The organism is Nonomuraea sp. NPDC049709 (genome assembly GCF_040674815.1).
Taxonomy (GTDB): domain Bacteria; phylum Actinomycetota; class Actinomycetes; order Streptosporangiales; family Streptosporangiaceae; genus Nonomuraea.
This window is the reverse complement of sequence record NZ_JBFANM010000105.1, coordinates 15352-35331: the sequence shown is the minus strand read 5'-3', so window position 1 is coordinate 35331 and position 19980 is coordinate 15352. Positions and strand designations below refer to the sequence as shown.

At 65.7% G+C, this 19980-nt stretch carries 17 protein-coding genes; 9 read left to right on the top strand and 8 right to left on the bottom strand.

Features of this window, described 5'->3' with window-relative positions; translation table 11 throughout:
• Window positions 1–152: 152 nt before the first annotated feature.
• Together AB0J69_RS54835 and AB0J69_RS54830 are read left to right on the top strand one after the other, a co-directional pair.
• Window positions 153–500 carry a rhodanese-like domain-containing protein gene (locus tag AB0J69_RS54835; protein WP_364135888.1) on the top strand — a complete coding sequence of 116 codons (348 nt, stop codon included), beginning with the start codon at window positions 153–155 and terminating at the stop codon, window positions 498–500.
• Window positions 497–820, top strand: a complete 324-nt coding sequence (locus tag AB0J69_RS54830) for a MerR family transcriptional regulator (RefSeq protein WP_364135886.1) — start codon at window positions 497–499, stop codon at window positions 818–820. The genes AB0J69_RS54835 and AB0J69_RS54830 overlap by 4 nt, the downstream gene beginning before the upstream one ends.
• Window positions 821–971: 151 nt before the next feature.
• Here AB0J69_RS54830 and AB0J69_RS54825 read toward each other — a convergent pair whose 3' ends face one another.
• From AB0J69_RS54825 to AB0J69_RS54800, 6 genes are all read right to left on the bottom strand, one after another.
• Window positions 972–2498, bottom strand: coding sequence for a serine/threonine-protein kinase (locus tag AB0J69_RS54825; RefSeq protein ID WP_364135883.1), 1527 nt, complete (start codon window positions 2496–2498; stop codon window positions 972–974).
• Window positions 2499–2517: 19 nt separating this feature from the next.
• Entirely contained in the window at window positions 2518–4401 is a 1884-nt protein-coding gene (locus AB0J69_RS54820; protein ID WP_364135880.1) for an N-6 DNA methylase, read from the bottom strand.
• Window positions 4402–5118, bottom strand: a complete 717-nt coding sequence (locus tag AB0J69_RS54815) for a SprT family zinc-dependent metalloprotease (protein WP_364135878.1) — start codon at window positions 5116–5118, stop codon at window positions 4402–4404.
• Between the two features lie 7 nt (window positions 5119–5125).
• Window positions 5126–8302 (bottom strand): HsdR family type I site-specific deoxyribonuclease, encoded by a 3177-nt coding sequence (locus AB0J69_RS54810; RefSeq protein ID WP_364135875.1) that lies wholly within the window; start codon window positions 8300–8302, stop codon window positions 5126–5128.
• A gap of 88 nt (window positions 8303–8390) precedes the next feature.
• A complete protein-coding gene (locus AB0J69_RS54805) occupies window positions 8391–9620 on the bottom strand; it encodes a restriction endonuclease subunit S (protein ID WP_364135872.1) in 1230 nt (409 codons plus the stop codon).
• Window positions 9613–12057, bottom strand: coding sequence for a class I SAM-dependent DNA methyltransferase (locus tag AB0J69_RS54800; protein ID WP_364135869.1), 2445 nt, complete (start codon window positions 12055–12057; stop codon window positions 9613–9615). The genes AB0J69_RS54805 and AB0J69_RS54800 overlap by 8 nt, the downstream gene beginning before the upstream one ends.
• Before the next feature lie 240 nt (window positions 12058–12297).
• Between AB0J69_RS54800 and AB0J69_RS54795 the strand changes: the two genes are divergently transcribed.
• Window positions 12298–12432, top strand: a complete 135-nt coding sequence (locus AB0J69_RS54795; RefSeq protein WP_364135866.1) for a hypothetical protein — start codon at window positions 12298–12300, stop codon at window positions 12430–12432.
• Window positions 12433–12825: 393 nt separating this feature from the next.
• On the opposite strand, the gene AB0J69_RS54790 is transcribed toward AB0J69_RS54795, so the two are convergent.
• Window positions 12826–13890, bottom strand: coding sequence for a helix-turn-helix transcriptional regulator (locus tag AB0J69_RS54790; protein WP_364135863.1), 1065 nt, complete (start codon window positions 13888–13890; stop codon window positions 12826–12828).
• Window positions 13891–14072: 182 nt separating this feature from the next.
• Window positions 14073–14453, bottom strand: coding sequence for an NUDIX domain-containing protein (locus tag AB0J69_RS54785; RefSeq protein WP_235030913.1), 381 nt, complete (start codon window positions 14451–14453; stop codon window positions 14073–14075).
• 200 nt (window positions 14454–14653) lie between these two features.
• Here AB0J69_RS54785 and AB0J69_RS54780 point away from each other — a divergent pair, with 200 nt between their 5' ends.
• The 6 genes from AB0J69_RS54780 (at window position 14654) to AB0J69_RS54755 (ending at window position 19960) form a co-directional block, all read left to right on the top strand.
• Window positions 14654–15445: a TauD/TfdA family dioxygenase gene (locus tag AB0J69_RS54780; protein WP_364135860.1), complete on the top strand. Its 792-nt coding sequence runs from the start codon at window positions 14654–14656 to the stop codon at window positions 15443–15445.
• Window positions 15446–15633: 188 nt separating this feature from the next.
• The gene (locus tag AB0J69_RS54775) at window positions 15634–15948 is read left to right on the top strand and encodes a hypothetical protein (RefSeq protein ID WP_364135857.1); all 315 of its coding nucleotides are present in this window, start codon (window positions 15634–15636) and stop codon (window positions 15946–15948) included.
• Window positions 15949–16050: 102 nt separating this feature from the next.
• Entirely contained in the window at window positions 16051–16371 is a 321-nt protein-coding gene (locus AB0J69_RS54770; RefSeq protein WP_364135855.1) for a hypothetical protein, read from the top strand.
• A gap of 229 nt (window positions 16372–16600) precedes the next feature.
• Window positions 16601–16789, top strand: coding sequence for an FxLD family lanthipeptide (locus AB0J69_RS54765; RefSeq protein WP_364135852.1), 189 nt, complete (start codon window positions 16601–16603; stop codon window positions 16787–16789).
• Window positions 16790–17006: 217 nt separating this feature from the next.
• On the top strand, window positions 17007–18902 hold the full coding sequence (locus AB0J69_RS54760) for a lantibiotic dehydratase family protein (protein WP_364135849.1): 1896 nt from the start codon (window positions 17007–17009) through the stop codon (window positions 18900–18902).
• On the top strand, window positions 18899–19960 hold the full coding sequence (locus tag AB0J69_RS54755) for a lanthionine synthetase LanC family protein (RefSeq protein ID WP_364135846.1): 1062 nt from the start codon (window positions 18899–18901) through the stop codon (window positions 19958–19960). The genes AB0J69_RS54760 and AB0J69_RS54755 overlap by 4 nt, the downstream gene beginning before the upstream one ends.
• Window positions 19961–19980: the final 20 nt, after the last annotated feature.

Genomic DNA, 19980 nt, shown 5'->3' with positions numbered 1-19980 from the left:
CATCTTCCCCGGCGGCCCCGCCCAGGGTTTCGCGTGGGCGGTGGGGGAGGCCGGGCCCCCCGATTTTTGGCCGGGCGGCCAGAATTGGGAGTCCCCCCGTCTCGTTGATCTCTCACTCGGGTGGAATCCATCCGAGCGCGACTGCGAGCCGGGTGAACCCATCAGCACCAGCGCGATCCCGCGGCGCACGCGCCGCCGAGCATCCTCCCGGCGCGCGCAATGTGCTGCAGCAAGTGTCGGTCGAGCCGGCCGGGCAGCTGGCACCAGATCAAGCTGCCCCGGTGGTGATCTACTGCTCAGGCCCGTACTGCAACCGCTCGAAGACCGCCGCCACGGCGTTCACCCGGCTCAGGTACGCCCATGTGCGCGTTTACGTGGGCGGCAAGGAGAAGCGGACGCAGGCTGGGCTGGCCTTCGAGAGCGGCCGCGCACCCGCGCCTACGAGCATGGCCACGAGCGCCGCCAGCGCCGCGGGCCCCGTAGCGGGACGGTCGTCGTGAAGCAGGACATCGTGTTGCAGAGCGGCTCGGACCGGCCGTACCTGCGCAGCGGGCAGGTCGCCGAGCGGACCGGGGTCAACCTGCAGACGCTACGCTGCTACGAACGCTGCGGGCTGATCGCGGAACCGGCGCGCAGCTCCGGCGAGCACCGTGCCTACCCGCCCGAGACCGTCACCCTGCTCACAGTGATCAAGGCCGCGCAGCGGCTCGGCTTCACTCTGGAGGAGGTGGCCGAGCTCCTCGGATCGTCGCGGCGCTGCGGCGTCCCGATGCTCAGCGGCACCATCCCACACATCCCACGTGCTGGAGATGTTCGATGAGCTGGCCGCATGGGGTAGCTACCGGCGGTGGTGGTGGCCGACGCCGGCGATGGCGCGGCGCTGCGGCTGGGCCCAACCTTGCCCTGTTGCCTAGGTTGGCTCCGCTCACTGCCCTGGGCGGGAGCGCGATCTCGGCAAACGGCGTACGCCATCAGGAGAGGCTCGCCAGCAACTCGGACACGCGGATCGTCGCGCCGTGGTCTGGGCCGTAGAGCTTGATGAGGTCATTCCGCAAGCCCGTGAGCGTGACACGAGCCTTGTCCACATCGCCGACGCCGGCTTCCAACTCGCCTGTCTGGCGACGCAACTCCAAGAGCCGCGCGTCGTCCTCGGGGAAGCGGCTCATCTCATCCGCCAGCAGGTCGCGCATAATATGGAGCGCGAGCTCGGGGTCGTCCGCGTGGACATGGCAGGTCGCTTCCTGCAACCTGCATTGAGAGATGTACTCGTGATCAGGCTTCGGCTCAAGGAGCATGTCCTCTGCGATTTTCCGGAATTCGCGTGCGGCCTGCCGATAGTCCTGGTTAGCGAAGAGGACATCCGCGAGCTGTCCGCGCAGGCCGATCACGTCCGGGTCGGCCGCGCCGAGGTTGTGGCTTGCCGGGACGGCGACTTCAGCGAGTACGCCTGCGGCATCGCCGTAGCGCGACTCTCTGACCAGTGACATCGCCTCTCTGCGAGCGCGCCCGATGTCGCTGCGACTGAAGTCGTCGTCTGCTGGAGCGTTCCTCATGGCGGGAACTCCTGATCGGGTCCCGTCGGTTAGAGTGCGGCTGATCGCGTGCGCGTACATCCGAACAGGGCTTGAGCCGGGAGCTGTCATGTCGCCGAGCGGTCCCGTCTCTGCGAGGTACGGCATGAGCCGATCGTGCACCTCGGCCGCAGTTGCAGGGCGGTCTTCTGGCTGCTTTTCCAGCATGGCCAGAATTAGCTCGTCCAGCTCTCTAGGAACATCCGGCCGAAATTGCCCGGCTGCTGTGGGAGGTGTGTTGATGTGCTGGTTCATCACGCTGTATTCGGACGGTCCGGTGAACAGGTGCTGACCGGTGAGGAGTTCGTGCAGCACGGCGCCCAGCGAGTAGATGTCGCTTCTCTCCGTGGGTTTGCCGGCGCTGACCTGCTCGGGGGACATGTAGGCGGCGGTGCCGAGCTGCTGACCGGTCCCCGTCAGCTTGGTCAGCTTGGGATCGTTCATCAGCGCGAGGCCGAAGTCCACCACCTGGATGGAACCATCCCGGCGCAGCATGAGGTTGGGCGGTGTGAGGTCGCGGTGCAGGATGCCGAGCTCGTGTGCCGCCGCCAGCACGGCGGCGGTCTGGGCGCCAATGGACGCGACCCATCCCAGCGGGAGGGGCCCGTGCTCGGCGACGACGTCGTCGACTCCCGTGCCCTCGACGAACTGCATCACCATGAGCAGGCGGCTTCCCAGGGCCGGGTCCTGGTAGCTGCCGAAGTCGTGTAGTACGGGCGTGCCAGGATGGGCGAGCCTTGACAGGATCTTCGCCTCGCGGGCGAATCGAGCCTCAAGCTCGGGATCGGGCACCCCATCGGGGAACCGAATAAACTTGATCGCTACGCGTCGCCCGAGCCTCTCGTCTTGGGCGCCCCAGACCACGCCCATTCCACCCCGTCCCAGGTGAATGGGGTCAAGCCGGTAGCGATCAAGAACGAGAGTCACCCATACCTCCTGAAGGGGATCACTCGGGATACAGGCTGCCGTTGAAAAGGCCGTCGATACCGGCCGCCACAAGAGTATCGCCGATCTCGCGAAGAGCACGGGCAGCGTCCTCGTAGGCCAGCAGTTGGCGGAAGGCAGCTCCATAGCGGCGCTGCTCGTCGATGGAGAGCCGGGGTAGCTGCGTGCGGCGAGGATCGAGCCGCACTGACGTGCCGGGTCGGGCTCTTGAGCCGCTGGCGGCGCGCAGGCAACCGGCCAGGAAGTGAGGGTCCAGCCGGTCGGGGTCGGCGCGGATGAGAAGGAGTTGAGGGCCGAGGATCGCCCCCGATTCCGTTATGACCCTGGGAAACCAGCCGCTGCCCGTGACGATGGGGGAGACGACGTCATTGCGCTCCACCCGTGGGAGCCCGGGGGCGTCGGCGCTGTGGCCCGTGGGCGCCCGCCCCATAAGGACGTCCTTCGTCGTGAGAACGGGAAGCTCTCCCTCGCCAGGGAGCTTGAGCGGGCCCTGAAGGATAGTCACGACCCCGGCCCGGGCAAGCTCTCCGATGCTGGACATCGCCCGATCGTGCCCGTGGACGGGCGAGAGGCGCGGCAAGGTGCCAGCCAGCGACTTGGCCAAGGCCGCCGCCTTCTCCCGCAAGGCGGAGAAGCTCGCCGGGTCGGGTAGCCCAAGGATTGATATTCGCCGGCTGGTCGTCAGGTCGACCTCTTCGTCCAGGAGGTCGATGATCCTCACGATGTTGCTGCCTTCGGGAAGGTCTCTGGATTCGCGGAACGCCTGCCAGGCGGTCTCGGCGAGAGCCAGGTCCTCTCTGGCGTCCACCATCAATACCTCGGACGGAGGTTGGACGCCGGACTCAGGCCTGCGTAGGACCCACAAGTCAGGAGCCCCGCTGGAAGCGGGGGCGGCACCGACCGGGAGTGTGATGATCGCCCGGAGCGCCCCGGCACGCAGCAGATTTCCCCGGACCCGGCGCCCTGGCCGGCGGCTCGCGGCGACACCCGGCATCATGATGACGACGGTGCCGCCGGGCCGCACATGTGACAGGCAGTGCTGCACCCAAGCGAGTTCCGACTCGCCACGAGGCGGCAGGCCGTACTCCCATCGGGGATCGCTGCTCAGTTCCTCATAACCCCAACCGCGCTCGTTGAAGGGCGGATTGCAGATCACAACATCGGCCTGCTCTCCGGCGAAGGCGTCCGCGCGCAGTGAGTCGCCCGTCTCGACGCGCGAATCGTAATCGTGGAGCCGCAAGCGGATGGCGGCCAGCTGGGCCGCGCTCTTGCTCAGATCTTGGCCAAGCGTGCGTGAGCCGGAAGATTCCAGGAGCAAAGTTCCCGTCCCGCATGACGGGTCGAGCACAACGAGTCCTGACGTTTCGCCGATGCGAGCCATGAGCTTGGCCACGTCTCGAGGGGTGGCGAGCAGCCGACGGGAGTGAAGCTCCGCGTAGCGATCAAGGATGCCGTCGAACGCGTCGACCGGTCCTTCGGCTCGGCACACCTCGACGATCGTCGCAACGAGCCCAGCATCGACGTCCAAGCCCTCCGGAACTGTGTCTCGCAAGCGCTTGAACAAAGCCTTCTCGTCGAGTCCGGGCTCCTGCCTGAGGTGGAGGAGCACAGTCCCCGCGAATCCCACGGCCACGCTGAGCCGTAGGTCATCGGTCACCGATCGGAGCGTCTGCCAGAGCCGCTCGACGGGCGCTACATTCACATAGCGGTCGTGCCGGCGAAGCCAGCCCTCGACCTCGACGAGGGAGAAGGCCGGACTCGTCGCGGTTCCGCCCACAGGCTGGGGAAAATCGTCGAACCGCTTGCGCCAGTTGCTGACCGCGGCTCGGCCGACGTCGGCAAGTCGGGCGATATCCGCCGCGTTCACCGTGACGTCGTCGTGCATCTATCGCCCTTCCTCAGGCAACCAAAGATCATTCCCTGTACGGCGGAGCCGCTCGCGGTAGTCCTCATGACCGGGAAGCGCACGCTCCACGATCCGCCAGAACTCAGCACTGTGATCGCCGCGATGGAGATGCGCCAGCTCGTGCACGAGCACGTAATCGATCAGAGTCGGCGGGAGCTGCATCGTCGCCCAGTGGATGTTCACCTGGCCGTCACGGGAGCACGAGCCCCAGCGATAGCCGAGCGGGCGCACACGCAGCCCGCCCAGCTCGACTCCGATCCGCGTCACCCACGGCTGAACCCTCTTGGTGAGCCAGGGTCGGCCGACGCGGCAGTACCAATTGACCAGCTCTTTCGGGCCACCGCCGCGGGCCAGCTCCAGCCTCCCGCGAATCAGACGTACGTTACCGGAGTCGACGATGCGCAGCCGGTACGAGCGACCGAGATAGAGGAACCCTTCACCGGAGACGAACTCCTTGTCCGGTGACGCCTCGCCGAGATCCCGCTTCTCGGCGACCTTGCCGTAGAGCCACGAGCGTTTGGCCTCGACCACCTTGGTCAGCTCGTTCTGGGAAAACTGCGAGGGGACGACCGCTGTGATGGAGGCGTCCCGTTCCACCGTGAGCCGCACGCTCTTGCGGCGCTCACTGACCGAGACGGCGACCTCAAGGTCACCGACCCGCAGGACTCCAGGAAAATCACTCACGGTCACCAGCATGCCAGCCTCATTCCCTCGGGATGTTCGCCCGGTTCTGCTGGATCACGTCGCGCGCCTTGTCGGCGACCTGATCCAGCCGATGGAAATCCCCCAGGTCGTGGGTGACCAGAATCTCGAGGATTTCCTTCCGGAAGTCCTCCACGTCCTGCCTCTTCTTCCAGAAGTCCCGCAGGTGGATGGTCCGAGCCGCCGTGAGGTAGATCTCCCGGCTGGCCTCGACGTACCTGGGGTCGTCGACGGCCTCGGCGGAGGTGGCCAGTTCGGACAGCAGCAGGCCGAACAGAGCGTTCTCAACGGGGCTGAGATTATGCGGGTTGTCTCGCCGATCCTCCACGATGTCCTCCATCAGATCCTTGAACGCAAGCAACTGCTGGTCCCAGTCGTCCTTGAGCTCGGTCAGGATCTGCTCCAGGCGCTCGCTGAGACGCTGGTAACGTGCCGGGTCTTGGCCGCGGTGCACCTCGATGTGGTGCCTGATGGCGTTCTCCATCTCCGACGCCTTGGCCCGCGTACCGCCGGTCATCTCCTCGACCTTCGCCGCGAAGTTGGCCGCGGTCAGCGCGATCGGCGGAAGCTGCTGCTCGATACCGAGCGAGGTCACGTGCTCGTCGATCAACAGCTTGATCTTTTTGCCGTACGCGCCAGGATCGAACTCGCCGCCGTCCACGCGGTAGCGCCGGTTCGCGGTCAGCTTGATGACCATGAACCGCTTGAGGTCCGGCAGATACGGCTTCGCGGCCGGATCCGGCAGGACCGTGTTGACCGTACGGGCGAAGATGGCCAGCTCGGCGCTGAACTTGTCGCGCCGCTGCGGATCGGCCAGGTCCAGAACGCAACCGTCCACGTCCGTCGGATTGCGAAACATCATCCGGAGCCGCTGCAGCTGCGGCTCCAGCTTGGCGATCTCGACTCGCATCTCGCGCAGCGCGTCCGCGACGTCCCTGCTTTCCCACGAGTCGAAGCTCTCGTCGGCATAGATGCGCAGCGCGTCCACGAGGTTCTGCGCCACTCCGCGGTAGTCAACCACATAGCCGTACGGTTTGCCGTCCGCGGTCCGGTTGACCCTGGCCACCGCCTGAAGCAGGTCGTGCATCTCCAACTTGCGGTCCAGGTACATCACCTGCTCGATCGGCGCGTCGAAGCCGGTCAGCAGCATCGACTTGACGATCACGAAGGCGATGTCGTTCTCCCCGAAGGGGCGGGTGAAACCGTCGACCCTCGCCTTCTGCTTGGCCTCGTCGGTCCACTCGTCGAACCGGCTCTCCTCCTTCGCGTCTCCCTCAGAGATGACCGGCACGAAATCGATCCGCTTAAGCAGGTCGAGCTGCTGGTAGGCCTGGACGAGCTGGGCTTGACGCGGCTTTAGCTCGTCCGGGTCGCGGTCCAGCAGCTTCGGCGGCAGGTTCATCACGTCCCTGACAAGCTCGTCGCGGGCGTTGAGCAGCGCCTCGCGGTAGCGCAGCGTGGTCTCCCGGTCGTGTGCGACCACCTGGGCCTTGAAGCCCTCGGGCAGCACCTTGTCCACGTAGTGGCGCAGCATGTGTTTGGCTTTCACGTCGACGAGCTGCTGAGCCGTCGACACGGTGCCCTTGGTGGCCCAGCGCTGCTGGAGCTGCTGTCGCTCCTCGTCGGTCAGATCCTCGAATTCCTCCTCGAAGAGCTCGTCCATGTCCTGGCCGTCACGGAGCGCGCCCTTGACCTTGAAGCCTTCGTACAGGATCGGCACGATCACGCCGTCTTCTTCAGCTTCTCGTAGGCGGTAGGTGTCGATGAACGAGCCGAAGAGGTCCACGCTGGTCTTGCGCCGACCCTTCCTCGTCATGATCGGAGTGCCGGTAAAACCGATCCGAGCAGCGTTGGGCAGCGCATCGCGGAGATTCGAGCCGAGGGAGGCGGTGTGTGAGCGGTGCACCTCGTCGATCAGCACGACGATGGAATCGTCGGTGTTTACCTCGCCCATGTCCATAGCATCTTTGGGTGATCCGTCCTGGTTTTTCTGGATCATCACGAAGACGACGCCGGGGCCGCTCCGGGCCAGGTACGTCTTGGCTCGGGCGCTGCTCTTGGCGATGTCCACCTTTTCGCCGCTCAGCTGCATGGTCTCCTGAAGCTGGTCCTGGAGCTGGGTGCGGTCGGTGACGGCCACGACCTTATAGTGCGCGAGTTCCGCGATCGACCGCAGCCGGCGGACCAGGAAGGCCATGGTGAGGCTTTTGCCAGAGCCCTGGGTGTGCCAGATGATTCCGCCGCGTTGACCCGGCTTGCCCGTCAGCAGCCTGTGGACAGTCCGCTCCACCGCCCGGAACTGCTGGTAGCGGGGTGTCACCTTGACCGTCGTGCCGGTGTCTATGGTCATGAAGGTGACGAAGTTGTGGATGATGTTGAGCAGGTTGACCGGGTCGAGCACGCCTGCAGCGAGGATCTCCTGCTTACTGAGCTGCTCCTCGGTCTTGTTCCGCCGGGTGGCCAGCTCCGTCATGGTCAGGGGGTACGGGTCGCGCCAGGGGACGTAGTGCTCGTGGGCGGCGGTGATGGTGCCGAGCCTGGCGTCCTCGCCGCTTGTCGCGACCGTCAGCTGGATGGAGTGGAAGAGCTTCGGGTTGCCGGTGGCGCTGTGTTGGTAGCGGCGGATCTGATTCACGGCCACGCCGAGGTTGCTCTGGGTGGGCTTCTTGCACTCGACGACGACGAGGGGAATGCCGTTCACGAACAGGACGAGGTCGGGGACGATCGACGTGCTGCCGCCGGTGCCGGGAACGTCCACGCGGAACTGGTTGACCACGGTAAAGTCGTTGTTCGCCGGGGTCATCCAGTCGATGAAGTGGACCGTCCTGTCCCTGCCGCCGTCGGGCCCATCCACGGCGACGCCCTTGATCAGGAGGTCGGTGACGTGCTTATTGGCTTCCAGAAGGCTGGAGGCAGGGACTCGGGTCAGGGCGTTGTAGGCCTGGCTGATCCTGGTGTCGTCCAGCCAGGGCTTGCCCTGGTCGTCGAGATTGATGCGGGCAAGCGCATCCCGTAAATGGTCTTCAACGATCACTTCGTCGAAGGTGTTGCGTAGGGACGCCTTTGCGATCCGAGGCAGGACCGCGCCTTCCTCGGCGCCGGCCGCGTGCTTCCAGCCCATGCTCTTGAGCTGCTCGATCAGCGGACGCTCCACCAGCGTAAATTCGTAGTCGGTCACCGTCCGACTCCCTCCATAAACCGTCGAACATCGTTCCCCCGAAGAAATATTCGCCGCACCGGGGCAGGCAGTTCATGCCCCGGTCATGCTAAAGATTTTCCAGTACGGCTTCCGCGTCCGAAACCCGAACCTCCCCGGTCAGCAGGTCCTCCAACAAACCCTGCTTCAATAGGTTCAGACGCTGCAATTCGCTGGACTCGTGGTTGATGCGCCCCGCTCCAGTATTTGCCACATCGATAAGTCGTTTCTGGAGTTCGATGGAGGGAAGTGGGATGGGCATGTTTTTCAGCTGAGACGAGTTGATGCTGGCCAGATTTGTCGTTTGCTTCGCGATGCTGAGAAAGTAGCGCTTTCCCTGGTGCGATGAGGAGAATGCTGCAAGATACTCTGGTAGCAGGAGGGTCCTTTCGCAACGTACTCGAAAGACATGGTTCTGGCAGATACAAGGATCGATCCTGGCATCCCACACTGCGCCGCGCCCGAGCTTGTCGAGGTCGCCGCCCTCGGTTAGAAGGACATCCCCGGCCTCGAGCAGGTAGCGCTTCGCGTCCGCACGGCTGACTCGCACGCTCTTCATTTCAGATGTGTCGATAAACCCGTCCTGAACATTCGCCACACGCAAGTAAGGAAGTTCGACTGAACCGCCAGTCTCTGTTCCTAGGGTCACACCGCTTGTAACACTTGCGAGCGCTGCAAGCGGAAGAACTGCTTCGGTCGGGTCGATGATGCGTGTGAGCTGATCAGTGACGACTGCCGTTGTGACATTCTTTAGTTTTTCGAGAATGGCTTGCTGATTCTCGATTCTGAAGTCCAGGGTATTGAGAATCTCCACGATCCGCCGCTGCTCGGGCAACGGCGGAATGCCAATCTCAAGCCTAGAGATCATATCTGTGGGCAGACGTCCAGTGCCATGGCCGGCCTCGTCGACCATGCTCAGGATCTCGCCTGCTGCCACTCTGAGTGCGAGAGCGAGAAAGGTCCCGTCGATATCTTGACGAGGGATAATAGCCTTGCAGTCCTGCCCGAAGGCGAGTTCTCGCTGTGTTACACCGACGCGGAATTCCTTCTTCAAACTCATGCCCCGGACTACGAAGAGCACTGAGCCTTCTCCCACAATTTGTGTTCCGGCCGAAGAACCGCTTTTGGTCAACCTTCGATCAGAATCGTGGATGTAGAAGTTTTTCATGCTGGCGGCGCTAATCCATGGAATATCTCCGCCCCAGAATCGCGGCTCATCGGTTGACGGCGTGCCACCGGACAGCCAAATTCCAGCGTCGCGCAGCCGCAGCGGCTTCCATCCCTCAGGAAGTTCACGCATAGCCCAGCTCCTTGAGGTATGTCTCCAGACGAGCGGCAGCGGACTCCCGCTGGGTTTCTAGAGCGCGCAAGGTAACCGCATATTTATCAACCCACGTGCGAAACGCCGACTCGGCCAGTCGGCGAGAGGCCGCCGTACGGGACTCCAGCCGAGATGAGAGCTGCGACCGAAGGACCTCGATCACCACGTCGCGATACGTATTGTCGTCAAGCGCGGCGACGGCCATGCGGAGCCGAGGCAAGAAGTCACCTTCTATCACGGCAACCTTCTTACGGGCGTCAGCTGTACGTGCTTTAAGTTTTTTGAGCTCGGCCTCAGAAAGTCGGTCCTCGACAGGCTCGTCGGCGTCCTCATCCTCTTCGGAAGTTTTGGCCGTGGCGCCCTTAAGCTGACCATTCAGTTCGGCGTAGTGTGTCTCTGCCTCCTCCAGTTCAGAGAGATAGTCTGGGATGAGGGCGGGTACAATCCGGTGGGCACGTGCCTTACGCTTCTCCGCTGCGATCTTCTGTTTGTCCCAGTACTCAACTTCTTCTTCGTCCAACTCGAACGCCGACTCAACCGTGGTTAGCCAGCCTTCGACCACACCCTCGAACCCGTTGAGCCCGAGGGCCTTAATGTCGTACTGCACCTCACCCCACCAGGCCGCGACGATGCCAGCCAACTCGAATCGGTCGAGTACCTTCAGCGGCAGCAGCTCGGTGACGAAGGAGTCGAGTAGTTCGGCCCGGGTCTCCATGACCTTGTGAGTGTCGGGCAGCTCGACCAGTCGCTTGCTATGCCGTGTCCACCACTCGGAGAACGTCTTGCGCAGCCGTGCCTCAGTAGGCTCGGCCAGCGAGGGGAGACGCTCGGCCGTTGCCTCCCATCCCTCAAGCAAGAAGTCGTAGTACTCGGCATCGCGCTCGACGAAGAGCGCGGACGGGTCGATGCCGAACGCTTCGAACAGCCCGGCCTTGGCCTCCACCTCGGACTTGGGAACTCCGCCGTGGAGGTGGGCGCGGACGTCCTGGGGCTCGGGCGGCGGGGTGTTGTCGACGTACCGCCGGATGTTGAGGTTGAAGTCGTTCTCGCGCAGTTCCTTGATGTCCACGACGCGGGCGAAGCCGGGAATGTCCCGGTACTCCTCGTATGCGGCGACGATCTTCTCCGCGTGCTGCGGGTCGAGGTAATTTTGCGCGCGGCCGGGGGTGAACTCGCGGTCCGCGTTGATGAACAGCACCTTACGGCGCTGCTCGGCGGGCCGGGGGTCGGTGCCGTGCAGGACCAGGATGCAGGCCGGGATGCCGGTGCCGTAGAAAAGGTTGGGCGCCAGGCCGATCACCGCCACCAAGCGGTCGGCCTTGATGATCCCCTCTCGGATATCCTTCTCCTTGCCACCGCGGAACAGCACGCCGTGCGGCATGACCGTCGCGCCGATGCCATCAGGAGTGAGGACGGCGAGCACGTGCTGGGCGAACATGAGGTCCGCCTTCTTGCCGCTCTCCGGCGCGTACCCGTACTTGAAGCGCTCCGTCTGCTTCATGTCGGCGGCTGAGTAGTTCAGAGAAAAGGGTGGATTGGTAAGAACCCGGTCGAAACGGGCAAGTTCGCCGTCTTCGAAGTGCTTGGGGTCAGCGAGGGTGTCCTCGTTCACGAGGTCGGCGTTGAGCACGCCGTGCAGGATCATGTTCATCTTCGATATGGCCCAGGTGGTGCCTGCCGCCTCCTGTCCGGCCAGGGTCAGGTCGCGCGAGTTCAGGCCGTGCTCGTCGATGTATTCCTTGGCGTGGATGAGCATGCCGCCCGACCCCGAGCACGGATCGTAGACACGCATGCCGGGCCTTGGCTTGAGCAGGCGGACCATCATTCGGACGACGCCACGCGGAGTGTAGAACTCGCCGCCCTTCTTGCCGGCTGAGTCGGCGAACTCGCCGATCAGGTACTCGTACGCTGCGCCGAGCAGGTCGGGGAACTCAAAGTCCTCGTTTCGCAGCCGCACCCGGTGGAAGTGGTCGATGAGCTGCTGTAGCCGTTTGTCGGAGATGGTCGACTGGCCGACCTTGCGCATGAAGTCGATGTGCTCCAGCACGCCTTCCAATGCGGTCGAGTTGTAGGTGGCCAGCCCTTCCAGTGCCTTGTTGAGCAGGTTGCCAGCGTTCTTCTCCCGGGAGTGGGCCTTGATGTACGACCAGCGGGACTCTTGGGGTACGAAGAAGCTCTCGCCCCGGTAGAAGGCAGGGGAGCCCGCCATCCGCTCGGCTTCCTGCTGGCTCTTGTTCTGCTTGAGCCACTTCTTGATGAGCTCGGCCTGGACCACGTCGAACTGGTCGGAAGCGCGCTTCAGAAACAGCATCCCGAAGATGTATTCCTTGAACTCCGAGGCGTCCATCTTGCCGCGGAGGATATCGGCCGCTCCGTACAGGTGCCGCTCAAGCTGCGGCAACGTCAGCTTCGCCACGGGGTGGCCATCTCCTTCAGTCAGTGGGACAACCGGCTCAGTCTTGCAGGCGTCAAGCGAACGAGACACGCGCTTCCTCTAATGCCAGCCGCGAGTCGTTGACGCCACCTTAGCGCTAAGGGTCTGGTGTGTACACACCAGAGAACTTGATTGCATACAGAGTTCACAGTCAACGAGCTCTCATCGCCTGTGGCCGAGACGACCGAGGGTCGGCACGGTAGCGACCGTACTGAGCCCGCCATGCGCTGGTTCATCCCCGCCCTCATCGCTCCGGACAGCTTCGCCTTGCACCCGATCGACACCGCCGCGGCGGCTCCGGCGATCGGCCGGGTCTTCCCCAAGCGCCACACGCAACTCGTCATGCCCTGGACCTGAACCCACCCGGCAGCGCGCGTGAGGAGGAGGACTGTGCCTGTAATTTGTAGTTGGCGGCTGTGAACGATAGATGGCGGATGTCAGTTGGGTCGGCCTGCGCAATGCCGCGATGATCCGCTTCGGTGGTGGGCCGATGGTGCTGGACAACCCAGGAAGACGAGAGCGGTCCTGTGCCGTTGTCGCATTGGGCCGCGAGGTAGGTGGCGTACTGGTTCAAGCGGTGACAGAGGACCATTGATCCGGCCCTCTGGCGGCTGGGGGTTGGCCCGCGCTGATCCAGAGCCAACGCCTCCAGCAACTCGTGCATCAATCTCGGCGCAGTCCTGCACCAGATGCTCCCAGGTGATGATGATGTCGCAGCAGGAATGTGGTTCGCCGCCACTGGTGAGTTGATCAAGCCGCTGGCAATGTGAGGTAGAGGCGTTGGAGTGCGGCTGCGCCGGCCTCTTCGACTTCTGGCAGGGCTCCTTGTGCGGCTCGCATGGCGCGTTGGATCTGATGGGGAAGCCGTGTGTTCTCCGCGGTAGCGATCGACTGCAGAAGGGCGTGGGAGGCTGCGGCCTTGTCGCCCGTGGCGCGGAAGACTTCGGCGACGGTGACGCGTTCGATCGTCTGCCATTGCGGCGCGACGCCGGTCGCATCTGGTGTGTCGGCTTCTGCAAGACGGGTCGCGTCCTGTAGACGGCCTGTGGCGAGCAGGCCCCGGAGGTGGACTTCTCGTACCACGAAGGCGTTGACCAGTGGTGTGCCCTGGTGGGAGTCCACGAAGCGTTGCAGGTCGGTGATTGTGGTGTCGAAGTACTCGACGTTGCCGAGTTCGGCGAGCGTACGGGCCAGGGGGATGAGGACTGCGCCGCGTTCGGAGGGGGGAGCGATGTCGCAGGCTCGTTGGAGGCGAGCAGCGGCTGCCGGCTTCTTTCCGATCTTGCGGAGTTCGTTGCCGTGGACGCGTAGAGCGCGGGTCAGAAGGGCGACGTCGTCGAGGCGGTGGGCGATGAGGAGGGCACGGCCGGTCCAGCGGGCGGCGGAGGCGAGGTTTTCCTCGGGTAGAACGTCGCCGAGGGCGACGCCCAGCATGGCGCGGGCTTGTCCGAGGAGTCGCGCGGCGGCATGGTCGGCGTGCCCTTCGAGGAGCCGTGCTTCGAGCCGCCAGACCAGGGGCCACAGTTCGTTGATGGCTTCGGCGCTGTGTCCTGACTCGCGGGCGATGGAGGCCAGGCGGATGGTGGATTCACCGAACTTGATCATGGAGATGAAGTCGGCGTCGGCGGGGTCGGTGACGCCGAGAACGTGTGGGGGCAGTCCCATGTAGTGGGCCAGCCGTCGAAGGGTGGGCACGTCGGTGATGGCCCGCCGCCCGTTCTCGAGCATCGAGATGTAGGTCGTGTCGTAGCCGAGCGCTGCGGCGAGGGTGGACTGGGTGATCTGGGTGGTGCGCCGGTACGCCTTGATGATCACTGCCAGATTGCCGGAGGCCAGGGCTGGGCTTGCGGATGGAGAGGTCCACAGCCAGATCGGTGAGCCGGCGGAGGCGCGGCTGGGCAGTGGGGCGCCGCTGATGACGTGACAGGCGGGGCAGAGGTGGGAGGCGTTCCATCCGTCGTCGACGGTTGTCGCGCATGCGGCACACTGCATGTGCTCTACCTCACTGGGTCACGCAGCCTGGAGAACCACTCGGCGATCGAGCGCTTGTAGCCTTGCGGCATCCGCAGGTTCTCCACCTCATGTTCGGCGAACAGGCCCACCTGTTTGTGCTCGTGGCTGAGCACCGGCGGCTTGTCGGTGGTCACGGTGGCGCCGTACGTCACGATCAGCACGTCGACGCCGTCGCGGATGTGGTACTGCCAGGAGTCCAGGATCGGCCCAATCTGGGCATCCCAGCCGGCTTCCTCGCTGATCTCCCGTTCAAGGCGGGCCGGCGGGTCTTCGCCGAGCTCGAGTTTGCCGCCGGGCAGTTCCCATTCATCGCGTTCGTTGCGCAGCAGCAGCACCTTGCCATCGCGGACGATCACGCCCTTCACCGACACAGGAAAGGTGTGGGGGCGGTAGTTCATCGGCAGCGGCCTCTCTGCGTGGATGGCTGTGCCTGGAACCTAACACGGTCAACCGCTGCTGACCGGGGTTCCGGAGGTTGACAATCTGTCACTTGTCCAATGCGCACGGTCTACCGGACGCTGGGTGCCGAGAACCCCCGCCCCGGCAGCTATCAGAGGTGATGACGGTGGACCATGAGGCTTTCGCCAGCCACTACGTGAGCCTGGCGAGCAGCGATGGGCTGGATCGGGCCGCCGCGATGGTGGCGCGCGATGGCCTGGTCACCTTCGATGGGGTTCACGACCGGCGCTCGGTGGTCGATCTCGCCTCGCGGCTGCTGACCACGCGGGAGCACCGGGATGCTGCGGCGGACGGTGTCACGATGATCGCCGATCGGGGTTCCGCGGCGGATCGTCTCGGCTATGCCGGATTCGGGACCGGAGAGCTTGATCCTCACACGGACGCTTCCGCGCTGGCCCGGCCGCCCAGGCTGGTGATGCTGGTGTGCGTCCAACCTGCCGAGTCCGGGGGCGAGTCGTGTGTCGTGGACGGGGCCGCCGTCTATGCCGACCTGGCCGCTCGTGCGCCTGGTTCCTTGCAGCGGCTGAAACAGCCTGGAACGGTCCGATTCGGTGACCCTGGGTATTGGGGATCGGTGTTCGAGCCGACCGCGGATGGCCGCATGACGGTCAGGCTCCGGCTTGACGGTCTGGAGCATTTCACCGAGCCCGTTGATGAGGCCGTTCCGGTGCTACGCGCCGCGATCAGCAGGCACGAGCGGGACCTTCCGCTGCGGCCGGGACAGGGTTATCTGCTGGACAACTGGCGGATGTTGCATGGGCGCCGCGAGTTTCGCGGATCTCGTCTGATGTACCGCGTTCTTGGAGATCCCGTGAGTGCCTGTGTGCTGCCTTCTGGATTTGTGCCGAGCTCCCTTGCCGTGGTGGGAGCGTCTGCTGACGCGTGGGATCGTCCATGACGATCTCCGTGGCCGCCCGCTGGGCAGGTACGCAGTGCCTTCTGCGAGTGGTATCCGCCGTGTGGCGGGCATGCGGACGCTCACCGTCTGCTCGCCGCTGTACCCCAGGTACTGATGGCGGCCCTGCCCGGAAGAATCCCGGACGGTGCCATCAGCGGTCCACGCTTCTGGGGGACGGGGTCTTGCCCTTGGGCCAGGCCGACACCGCCGCTGATGCGATGGCCGAGAAGCATGTCACCGATCTCCAGCAACGCGCCCGTGGGCTGTTCCTGTTGATGTACTCGCTCTACTGGCGTCGCTTCGTGGCCATCTATATGGGCGAATGCGATCACGGCATCGTCCTGAGGGCGGCCACGCCAGATGAGTTGTGGGAGCTCATGAGCCGGGTTGCACCACCGGACTGGCCGGGAAATTCCCTTCCATCTCTTGCGGCCAGGCCTTCCTCGGCCGTCGACGTGCCCGTCCTATCGCCTGAGTTCGCCGACGAAGAGACCAACCGATGACTACGACACGCGAGAAGACGACGCCTCCAGGCAGGTTGCGCAGCAGCTCCTAGCGTCCGAGCGCGGCTGACCGAAACGCACACCACGTGGAAGAAGCAGACGATGGCCAGGGCACAAGAACCGCAGACGATGGACCACGAACAGGAGGCCGTGTTCGAGTGGGCGCCGCACTGGCCGTCCGGCGGCCCGCTCCGGGTGTCGCACACCTCCTGCTGTGGCCGGTATGAGTGGGGCTGCGAGGGCGGGAGCTTCTTCGTGCTGCGTTCCACAGCAGACGGCTATCAGGAGACCGGGCGCGGCCGTTACCGCCAGGCCCTCGACGTCTACATCGCTCTCGCCGAGGCGCACAACGCTGAGCACGTACGCCGCGGAGAAACACCGGAGCCCGACACCTTCCTCTCGCAAAAAGGACGGCGCGGCTAACCGCGCCGGCACCCGCCATCGACCAGTTGCTCACCACGGCCAAGAGGAGGGGAGTCGTCCGTGAAACATCGACAACTCCCGCGCACGCGTCAGCCCTTATGCACGGTGGGCACGCTGCGGCGGACGGCTGCGCCGCGCAGCAACGGCGGCGCTTTCGGACGGAGGCACCGCCGACAACCTGAATCCTCATCCCTTCACAAACGTCAACGCAGGACAGGAGCAGAAGCCAATGACTACTTCAACCATCGAGCAGGCCAGCGATCAGGCGAATGAGGTTGCCGGCGCGGAAACAGGGTTCGACCCGTTCGACCTCGACATCAAGCTCGCGGAGAACACTCCGGCGGCCAACACGTCGCTGAGATGCGGCACCGGTGACACGTGCGGAAGCTCCTGCCCGAGCGCCTGCACCACGTCATAACCGCACCGGCCCGGGTTCCTTTCGACCGGACCCGGGCCTTCCGCACTGCATGCTGAGCGACGACGGAGTGAAGACGATGACGCGGACGCGGATCAGACGGTATCGGCGTACTGGTGCCGGGATGTTGCGTGCCACGGTGCATCTGGCTCCTCCTGCCCTTCCGGATTGGCCGGAACCTGGCTGCTCGATTGCGGCCTGGCGGTCGTGGTTGTCCTCGGTGTGGGCGGACGGGCCGTTCCGTCAGGCGCTCATCAACGCGAGCCCGGATCTGGCTCGCCAGGTCCGGGCCGTGCTCGACGGGCAGGTGACCAACCCCCGCCGGGCCCGCCGCGCTGCGCTCGCCGTCGCCCGATACGCCCTGCGTTACGCGCACCGCTCCACACCGTTCGGCCTGTTCGCCGGTGTCGCCGTGGTCGAGTTCGGCGACAGCTCCCACGTGCGCGTCGGGGATGCGCACGAGGCCGTCGCGCGGCCCGATCCCGCAGCGTTGGACTTGGCGATCACCGCGTGGGAGACCGGCGGGGAGCGTATGGCCGACGTCGAGGTGTGCGTCAACAACCTCGCCCGCGTGCGCGACGGCCGCGTCCATGTTCCGGCCGAGGGTGCGGATGAGTTCTCCTTGGCATCGACGGCGGCGGTGGAGCTGGTGCTGCAGGCGGCCGGCTCCCCGATTACGCATGCGGCCCTGCTGGGGAAGCTCGCCGCCGAGTTCCCGCACGTCGAACCCGGCCGCCGGGCCGAGCTGGTCACTGAACTGCTGCGTACGCGACTGCTGCGCTGTGGGCTGCGTGCCCCGGCCACCGCCACCGACCCGGCCGCCGTCGTGCCGCCCGGACTCCTTGCCGCCTGCGAGCGCACGGCGGTTGACGTGCGGTTGGATGCCGAGGTGCGGCTGCCCGAAACGGTCGCGGTCGAGATGGAGACCGCGGCGACCGTGCTGGCTCGGCTCGCGACTCATCCCGCCGGTACGCCGGCCTGGCGCCGCTACGCCGAACGGTTCGTCGACCGTTTCGGCGAGGGGGTCGAGGTGCCGGTGGAGCAGCTCACCGACCCGGGCAGCGGATTGGGATTGCCGGACGGGTTCGGCCTGTTGTCGGAGCCGCCGAGAGCGCTGTCGCGCCGGGACCGGCTGCTGCTGGAGCTCGCCGGGACGGCCGCCGTCGAAGGCAGCCGGGCGGTGATCTTGTCGGAGGCCGTGGTTGAGGATCTGGAGGCCGCTGCGGCTGAGCCGTTCACCACCTTGGCGCCGGCGCCGCACTTCGAGGTGTGCGCCCAGGTTCAGGCCCGCTCGATCGCTGCTCTGGACGCGGGCGACTTCCGGCTCCGGGTCCATACCGTCTCTCGCGCGGCAGGCGCCATGGCTGGACGGTTCTGGCATCTGCTGCCGGACCTGGCCGCGGGGTATGCCGCTCTGCCCACCGTCGCGCCTGGCGCGGTGCCGGCGCAGTTGTCGTTCCATCCCACCCGGGCCGAGGCCGACCTGCTCACCCGGGCCCCACAGGTCGTGGCGAAGCTGGTCAGCGTCGGCGAGTACCGAGACAGCGGGCAACAGGACGTGCTGTACCCGCGGGACCTGGTCGTCGGCGCCCGGGACGGTCTCCTCTATCTGGCGGTGGCCGCGACCGGGGAACGCCTGGAGCTGCTGGCACCCACGGCGATCAACTTCCTGTGGAACAACTACACGCCGCCGCTGGTCCGGTTCCTGGCTGAGATCAGCCGCGCCGCCACCGCGCAGGTGACGTGGTTCGACTGGGGCGCCGCGTGGACGTTGCCGTTCACCCCGGCGGTGCACTACCGGCGTACCGTCCTGGTCGCCGCCCGCTGGCAGCTGCGCGCCCGGACGCTGCCCGGCCGTACGGCGCCCCTGGAAGTGTGGGCCGAGCGGCTGCACGCCTGGCGCGGCCGTGCCGGGGTGCCGGAGCGGGTGCTGCTGGCCGTCGATGACCAGCATCTGCCGCTGGACCTCACCCGGGAGATGGACGTTGACCTGCTGCGCGCGCACCTGGGCGGGACGCCGGTGGCGGTGTTGTTCGAGGCGCCGCCGCCGGATGCCGACGGGTGGATCGGCGGGCGGGCGCACAGCCTGGTCGTCGCACTGGAGTCGAGGCGATGAGCGCGCTCGCGACGCAAGCGCTGGCCGAGGGCGCGCTCGGGGCGGCGCTGCTGCACATCGAGCGCGCCGACCTGGCCGCCGCGCGTCCCCTGCTGCAGGAAGCGGTCGCCGGCGGGGTCAGTACCGGGTCCAACGCTAGCCTCTATCACGGAGCCCCAGCCCTGGAGTTCGTTCTCGGCCGCGCGGGACGGATCGACTCCGAGGTACAGGCAGGCGTCGACCGGGTTGTGGCCGCCCGCCTGGCCACCGCCCGCCGGCGACGGCTGGCCCGGCACTTGCCAACACTCGCCGAATTCGACCTCATCCGCGGACTGACCGGGCTGGGCGCGCTCCTGCTGACCCGCCCCGGTCCCTCACCGCTGCTCGAAGACATCCTCAGCCACCTGGTGTCGTTGGCGTGCCCGGTCGAAACCGAGGGGCGGACGCTGCCTGGATGGTGGTCGCCAGACAGCCCTTCACACGAAGTAGATATCGTCGGCGGCCACGGCAACAACGGCATCGCGCACGGCATCGCCGGACCGCTGACACTGCTGTCCCTGGCCGCCCGCCGCAGCATCCGCGTCGACGGTCACAACAGCGCCATCACCACGTTCGCGACCTGGCTGGAGCAGTTCGGCAGCTCCTACTGGGTCACCCTCGACCAGCTCACCGACCAGCCCTTGCAGGTGCCGCCGCTGCGGCCGTCCTGGTGCTACGGGGACCTGGGGATCGCTCGCGCCCTGCAGCTGGCCGCGCTCGCGCAGCGCGATCCTGCCCGTGGGCAGCAGGCCGAAGACATCGCCCTGGCAGCTCTTGCCGACACAGACCGCCTCGACCAGGTAAGCGATGCCTCCCTCTGCCACGGCTGGGCCGGAATCCTGACCGTCACCACCGCCCTCGCCGCCGACAGCGCCACCCCCGACCGATTCACCACGAGCATCCAGCACGCCCGCCAGCGACTGGCCGCAGGAATCAACGAGCTGCCCAAGCCGGGATTTCTGGAAGGGCGCGCCGGGGCGCAACTGGCGTTGGACGCCTCCAACACCACCGGCTGGACCAGCGCCTTGCTCATCCACTGAATAACCGCCCTACGTGCCGA